The sequence below is a fragment of the Collinsella aerofaciens genome (genome assembly GCF_040915545.1).
GTDB classification, from domain to species: domain Bacteria; phylum Actinomycetota; class Coriobacteriia; order Coriobacteriales; family Coriobacteriaceae; genus Collinsella; species Collinsella aerofaciens_BE.
This window is the reverse complement of record NZ_JBCPDH010000051.1, coordinates 1-6,723: the sequence shown is the minus strand read 5'-3', so window position 1 is coordinate 6,723 and position 6,723 is coordinate 1. Positions and strand designations below refer to the sequence as shown.

At 61.8% G+C, this 6,723-nt stretch carries 6 protein-coding genes; 2 read left to right on the top strand and 4 right to left on the bottom strand.

Features of this window, described 5'->3' with window-relative positions; genetic code table 11:
* Nucleotides 1–466: 466 nt before the first annotated feature.
* From AB5202_RS09720 to AB5202_RS09710, 3 genes are read right to left on the bottom strand one after another with little or no spacing between them, the layout of a single operon-like run.
* Complete coding sequence (locus tag AB5202_RS09720) at nucleotides 467–865, bottom strand: DUF1667 domain-containing protein (RefSeq protein WP_368144626.1); 399 nt, start codon at nucleotides 863–865, stop codon at nucleotides 467–469.
* Between the two features lie 3 nt (nucleotides 866–868).
* Entirely contained in the window at nucleotides 869–2,215 is a 1,347-nt protein-coding gene (locus AB5202_RS09715; RefSeq protein ID WP_368144624.1) for an NAD(P)/FAD-dependent oxidoreductase, read from the bottom strand.
* Nucleotide 2,216: 1 nt separating this feature from the next.
* Nucleotides 2,217–3,674, bottom strand: coding sequence for an NAD(P)/FAD-dependent oxidoreductase (locus tag AB5202_RS09710; protein WP_368144623.1), 1,458 nt, complete (start codon nucleotides 3,672–3,674; stop codon nucleotides 2,217–2,219).
* 406 nt (nucleotides 3,675–4,080) lie between these two features.
* On the opposite strand from AB5202_RS09710, the gene AB5202_RS09705 reads away from it, so the two are divergent.
* Together AB5202_RS09705 and thrS are read left to right on the top strand one after the other, a co-directional pair.
* Nucleotides 4,081–4,512, top strand: a complete 432-nt coding sequence (locus AB5202_RS09705) for a double zinc ribbon domain-containing protein (RefSeq protein ID WP_035138069.1) — start codon at nucleotides 4,081–4,083, stop codon at nucleotides 4,510–4,512.
* Nucleotides 4,513–4,741: 229 nt separating this feature from the next.
* On the top strand, nucleotides 4,742–6,505 hold the full coding sequence (thrS, locus tag AB5202_RS09700) for a threonine--tRNA ligase (protein WP_368144622.1): 1,764 nt from the start codon (nucleotides 4,742–4,744) through the stop codon (nucleotides 6,503–6,505).
* A 17-nt stretch (nucleotides 6,506–6,522) separates the two neighbouring features.
* Here thrS and AB5202_RS09695 read toward each other — a convergent pair.
* A partial coding sequence (locus AB5202_RS09695) for a hypothetical protein (protein WP_368144621.1) occupies nucleotides 6,523–6,723 on the bottom strand: 201 nt, incomplete at its 5' end.

Sequence of the window (6,723 nt, the reverse complement as noted above, 5' to 3'; positions counted from 1 at the left end):
TCATGCAGCAGGGGCTCTCAATGTTTTTATGTCCTGCTCATATCGTCTATGCCGGCACCCCGGGACACTCCTTGGCATAGTCGGCCCGGCAAGCATGCAGACAAAAGGAGTCATAAGAGGCCCGTCCTAAATGGGCTGGTTTCTAAAGTATGGTGGATTACGGGGCTGGACCTGTATTACTTGACCATGAGAAGAATCGCGAAATTAAAACCGCAGGTAGACGGCTTATCAAAAATCGAAAATTGCCGGTATGGATGGGGGTCTCCGAATCAGCCCCGTAATCCAGCATAGTTTTGAAATGGCACTAAAGTGGGCACAAGCTATATACCGATTCCAAGGATAGTTGCGGTGGAATAGTTCCTGGATGCCGGGGTTTTGGCGGAAATCAGGAACTATTTCACCGCAATTGAGGAGGGGCGGGGTGGATGGCGGGGTAGTTAAAAGAGCCGAGTCCTAAATTAGCTGCTTAAACTGGGTCGATGTCCATGCTGGCGATGAGGTTGATGTTGGTGTCGAGGAGGTCTTCCAGCACGACGTCGCCCATGCGGATGGGGGCGTTGACGACTAGGCCTCGGATGAGGTTCATGGCTTGGACGTGGAGTTCGAGTGGGATTGCCTCGACCGTGCGGACGGGGAGTAGGGCTTCGTCGCCGCCGGATACCGCTACGGTGGTGGTGAGCACGCGCATGGGGCAGGTGAGCTCCTGATGTGCGAACTTATCGCCGCGCGGGCAGTTGTTGCCGACCACGGATCGCACTTCCACCACGGCGCCATTGACGTCGCGCTCCACCTCTACGGTCAGGAGGCATTCGGATGGGCAGGTCGTGCAGTTGAACTGCAGCGTTTCGATCACGTTATCGCTCATAGTCTATGCCTCCTCGATGGGATTGACGGACAGGACAATCTCGCTGGCACCCAGGTCGAGTGCGCGTTGAATCACCTTTGCCGGCAGCGGGAAGCTTTCCATAACGCTCGGCTTAAACGCGCGGACCTTGCCGGCGAACAGTTCCTCGCCGTCGGCTAAGATCCTCACGCAGGCGGCATCGACTGGCCGGCGCACGCGGAAATTGAGCTTGGTGAGTGCCACAGCCGTAATGCGTCCCGGCAGCGCGTAGCCCGCGATGCCGGCAGGGGAGATCGTGAGCTCGCAGTCCGGAACGGTGCCCGCGCCTGTCCCCAGCGCGTACGCCGCTGCAGCTGCGCCAGCCCTCTCGGACTCGGTCGTCACGTTGTCGGCCAGGTCGTGCACGTGCAGCACGTTTCCGCAGGCAAAGATGCCCGGCACGCCCGTCTGCAGGCTCTGGTCCACCACGGCGCCGCGCGTGCGGGGGTCCAGCTCCACGCCCGCGGCAACCGAAAGCTCGTTCTCGGGAATCAAGCCCACCGATAGCAGCAGCGTGTCGCACGGAACAATGCGCTCGGTACCCGGAATGGGCGCTAGGCGCTCGTCTACTTGGCTGACCTCGACGGCCTCCACGCGGTCGTGCCCGATCACACGCGTGACCGTGGTCGACAGATGCAGTGGAATGCCAAAATCGTCCAGGCAGTTCTTTACGTTGCGGCGCAGGCCGTTGGCGTACGGCATGAGCTCGTACATGCCCTCGACCGAAATCCCCTCGAGCGTGCAGCGGCGCGCCATGATCAGCCCGATGTCGCCCGAGCCCAAAATGACGGCGTGCGAGCCGGGTTTGAGGTTCTCGATATTGATGTATCGCTGCGCCAAGCCGGCTGTAAACACGCCGGCGGGACGGCTGCCGGGGATCTTGATCTCGCTGCGGGTGCGCTCGCGGCAACCCATGGCAAGGACGACCGCGCGTCCGGTGAGTTGCAACATGCCGGCGGGGCTCATGAGCGTGACGGTATGGACCGCGGTGTCTTCCGTAGGCTCGCCTGAATCAATCCCAATCACCATGCTGTTCAGGAACAGCGCAATGTCGGTTGCGTGCACCTGGTCGATAAAGCGCTGCGCGTACTCGGGACCGGTGAGTTCCTGTTTAAAGTGCGACAGTCCAAAGCCGGGGTGGATGCACTGGCGCAGGATGCCGCCCAAGTGCCGCTCGCGCTCCACGATGGCCACGCGTGCGCCTGCCTTATGCGCGGCCAGCGCGGCCGCCATGCCGGCAGGTCCGCCGCCGATAACGACCACGTCGAAGGCTTGCGTTTGTACGGCTTCGACGACGCTGCAATCAATCGCGCTCGATTTGAATTTCGCCATCTTAGCGCACCCCCTTTAGCGGTCCCTCGACCAGCCAAGAACCGGCATCCTCCAACAGCACCTCGCTGGGGTTGCAGTCCAGCTCTCGGGCAAGAATCGCCACCACACGGCTCTGGCAAAAGCCGCTTTGGCACCGACCCATGCCGGCACGACAGCGGCGCTTGACGCCCTCGACCGAAACTGCGCCCGGTTGGCGTCGGATCGCGGCCACAATCTCGGCCTCGGGCACCGTCTCGCAGCGGCAGACAATCTGGCCCCACGCGGGATCGGACTCGATCAGCTCCTCCTTGCGCGCCAGCGGTGCGCGGTCAAAGTCGTCCGGCGTGCGGCGAATTGGGTTCCAGTCCGCCCGCTCGTGCAGCTCCACGCCTGCCTCACGCATCACAAGCTCCATGCGCTCGGCAATGGCCGGCGCGCTCGCCACGCCCGGCGACTGAATGCCCGCCGCCTGGAAAAGCCCCGGCACCACGGCCGACTGTCCAATAAAGAAGTCGTTCGTTCCCTGAATGACCGGACGCCCGCCGGCAAATGCGCGCACCACGCGACGCGTATCCAGATCGGGCACCAGCTTTCGCGCGCCGCTCAGCAGTGCGTTGACATCGCTCGCATAGGTCTGCGTGTCGCCGGGTTCGCGCTCGACGGCCGTGGCGGTAATCACGGTGTTGCCGTGCACGGTGCCCGTCACGATAACGCCCTTCGACACCGGCGTCGGCACGGGGTAGAGCGGCATGAGCGCGCGCGGCTCCTTGTCCAGCACCACGATGTTGCCCTGACGCCAGACCATCTGAAACTCCTCGGCACCGGCCATATGCGAGATGTCCGCGGCGCCGTTGCCCGCGGCATTGATCAGGTAGCGGCAGCGCACGTTGCCAGCGGGGGTCGCCAGCGTAAAGCGCGCGGCTCCGTCATCCGAGCCGGCAACTTCTATGGCCTCCACTGGCGCAGACCGCATAAACGTCACCCCGTTGGCCACGGCGTTCTCCAGCGCGGCGATGGCAACCTCAAACGGGTCGACAAACCCAGTCGAGGGGCACCACAACGCGCACGTTGCATCGGCACTGGCGCGCGGCTCAAGTTCGTGGATGCGGTCGGGTCCGACGATCGACAGCTCGGGCACACCGTTGACATGGCCGTTGCTGCGCAGCTGCTCCAGAAGCGCGCGGTCCTCGTCGTTAAAGCCCAACACCATCGACCCGGTGCGGCAGAACGGAAAGCCCAGCTCCTGGGCCCACGTACCGTACAGTTCACAGCCACGGGCGTTGACCTGCGCCTTTACCGTGCCCGGCGCCGGATCGTAGCCGGCGTGCACCAGGCCGCCGTTGGCCTTCGATGCGCCCAGCGCAATATCGTTTGCTGCCTCGACCACGCAAATGGACAGGTCATAGCGAGCGAGCTGTCGCGCGATGGCGCACCCGGTAATGCCCGCGCCCACAATTGCGATATCAAACGTTTCTGCCATGGTGCCTCCAAGACAAGTTGACAGGATGTCAATAAGACTATCCTACGGTGTGCACACATTCAGCGCGGCGGCAATGCGGCGAACAGCCCCGCAACACCCGCCAACGGCAGGCGAGGGGAGACCCTGTAACGTTGACAACCTCGTCTGCTGACAACTACGGCAACCGTTCGTCTCGATCTGTAACAGTTAGACGAGGGTTTGGGTCCCAGATGTTACAGATTGAGACGTTAGCCTGGCGGGTCCTCCGTTTGTCTCGATCCGTAACATCTAGGACCGGATTTCGCTCCCACCTGTTTCAGATTGAGATGTTTGTGTCCGCGTCAGCCCCGCCCCTAGCCGTGGTCCCATATAAACAAACCCCGTGGTAAACTTGACCGTACTGTTAATATTCCGAAAGGTACCCGTAATGTCCAAGTACATCTCCGAGCTCATGTCGCCGCAGCTTATGGGCGTCGTCTATGCCTTCGTTGGCTTTATCATCGCCCTGTATGTGCTGTCGGTCGTCTATGTGTTCATCGACGCTCGCCGCCGCGGTGCCAGCGCCTACGTGGCATGGGGCATCATCGCCCTCATCCCGTTTGTGGGCCTCATCGCCTACCTGGTCCTGCGCCCGCACTCCTACGCGGCCGACCGCGAGGAGCAGGAGCTGGACATGGCCCTGCGTGAGCGCCAGCTTGCCCAGTACGGCACCTGCCCGCAGTGCGGCGCCCCCATCGAGAAGGACTTTGTCGTCTGCCCCGTGTGCGACACCCAAGTTCGCAACGTGTGCCCCAGCTGCCATCGCCCGCTCGACGCGCACTGGAAGGTCTGCCCCTACTGCCGAACTCGCATCCAGTAACGCATCCATCGCCGGGTCGGCCGTAAGCCACGGGCACCGCGCGTCACGCGCAAGCCGCACGCACCCCGCCCCCCACACGATGAAGCATGCGTAGAAAATCGCCCGCCGTGCCATTAAGGTGCGGCGGGCGCTTGTATACCAAGGCAACCTGCCTATAATGATGCAAGTCAAAAACGCCGAGCGCATCGCACGCACTTGCATCAGGCATCCGAGAGGAGAAAACATACCCATGAAGGCACTCTACAATGACGGTTCGGTGGCCGAGCTCCCGCAGGACGAGGTCACGCACGTCATCCGCCACTCTGCCGCGCACATCATGGCGCAGGCCATCAAGCGCCTGTACCCCCAGGCCGACTTTGCCTACGGTCCCGCGACCGACAACGGCTTTTACTACGACGTCGACCTGCCCGAGGGCGTCAAGATCAGCGAGGACGACTTCCCCGCGATCGAGGCCGAGATGAAAAAGATCGTCAAGGAGAACCTCAAGTTTACCGTGTACGAGAAGCCCCGCGCCGAGGCGATCGCCCTTATGGAGGAGCGCGGCGAGAAGTACAAGGTCGAGCACATCGGCGACCTGGACGACGACGCCCGCATTACCTTCTACCAGCAGGGCGACTACATCGACATGTGCGTCGGCCCCCACATCTGCTACACCAAGGCGCTGAAGGCCTTTAAGCTCACCGGCGTCTCGGGCGCCTACTGGAAGGGCGACAAGGACAACAAGATGCTCACCCGCATCAACGGCGTCGCCTTTGCCTCCAAGGAAGAGCTCGACGAGCACATGCACATGCTGGAGGAGGCCAAGAAGCGCGACCACCGCAAGATCGGCCGCGAGATGGACCTCTTTATGATGCGCGACGAGGCCCCCGGCTTCCCGTTCTTCCTGCCCAACGGCATGATCCTTAAGAACACGCTGCTGGACTACTGGCGCGAGATCCACCACAAGGCCGGCTACGTGGAGATCTCCACGCCGCTCATCATGAACAAGCAGCTGTGGAAGACCTCGGGCCACTGGGACCACTACAAGGACAACATGTATTCCACCGTTATTGACGACGAAGAGTACTGCATTAAGCCCATGAACTGCCCGGGCGGCGTGCTGGTGTACGCCTCCAAGCCGCACTCCTACCGCGAGCTGCCCATTCGCGCCGGCGAGATTGGCCTGGTGCACCGCCACGAGCTGCGCGGCGCCCTGCACGGCCTGTTCCGCGTGCGTTGCTTTAACCAGGACGACGCCCACCTGTTTGTGCGTCCCGACCAGCTGACCGACGAGATAGTGGGCGTGGTCAACCTCATCGACTCCGTGTACCAAAAGTTTGGCTTTAAGTATCACGTTGAGCTTTCCACCCGCCCCGAGGACTCCATGGGTTCGGACGAGGACTGGGCGCGCGCCGAGGAGGGCCTGCGCACCGCTCTGGAGCAGCTGCACATGGACTACGAGGTCAACGAGGGCGACGGCGCCTTCTACGGTCCCAAGATCGACTTCCACCTGGAGGATTCGCTCGGCCGTACCTGGCAGTGCGGTACCGTGCAGCTCGACTTCCAGATGCCGCTCAACTTTGATCTGGAGTACGTGGACGCCGACGGCACCAAGAAGCGCCCCATCATGCTGCATCGCGTGTGCTTTGGCTCCATCGAGCGCTTCATCGGCATTCTGATTGAGCACTTTGCAGGCAAGTTCCCCACTTGGCTGGCTCCCGTGCAGGTCAAGGCACTTCCGGTTTCCGAGAAGAGCCGCGACTACGCCCACGAGGTGTGCGCCAAGCTGGAGGAGGCCGGCATTCGCGTGGTCTGCGACGATCGCGACGAGAAGATCGGCTACAAGATCCGCGAGGCCCGCAGCATCGACCGCGTGCCCTACATGCTCATCCTGGGCGAGAAGGAGGTCGAGGCCGGCAACATCTCCGTCCGCGATCGCTCCAACGAGACCGTTCAGATGAGCGTCGACGAGTTTGTTGCCAAGGTGCTGGAGGAGATCAAGACTCGCGCCTAAGGCAAGCTTCACAACAATTAACAAAGGCGACCGTCCACATAGGGCGGTCGCCTTTTTTCATGCCCAAATAAGAAAAGCCGCTGGTTGAGCGGCTTTTTTTGTTGCACAAAAAGGTACAGGTTTTTGTAGAGGGGTATGGAGAGGTTGATTTTCAATCTCAACGCAACAGCCTGAACGGACCCCGCGTTTCCGCAGCTAGCGCAACGCGGAAATAGCTC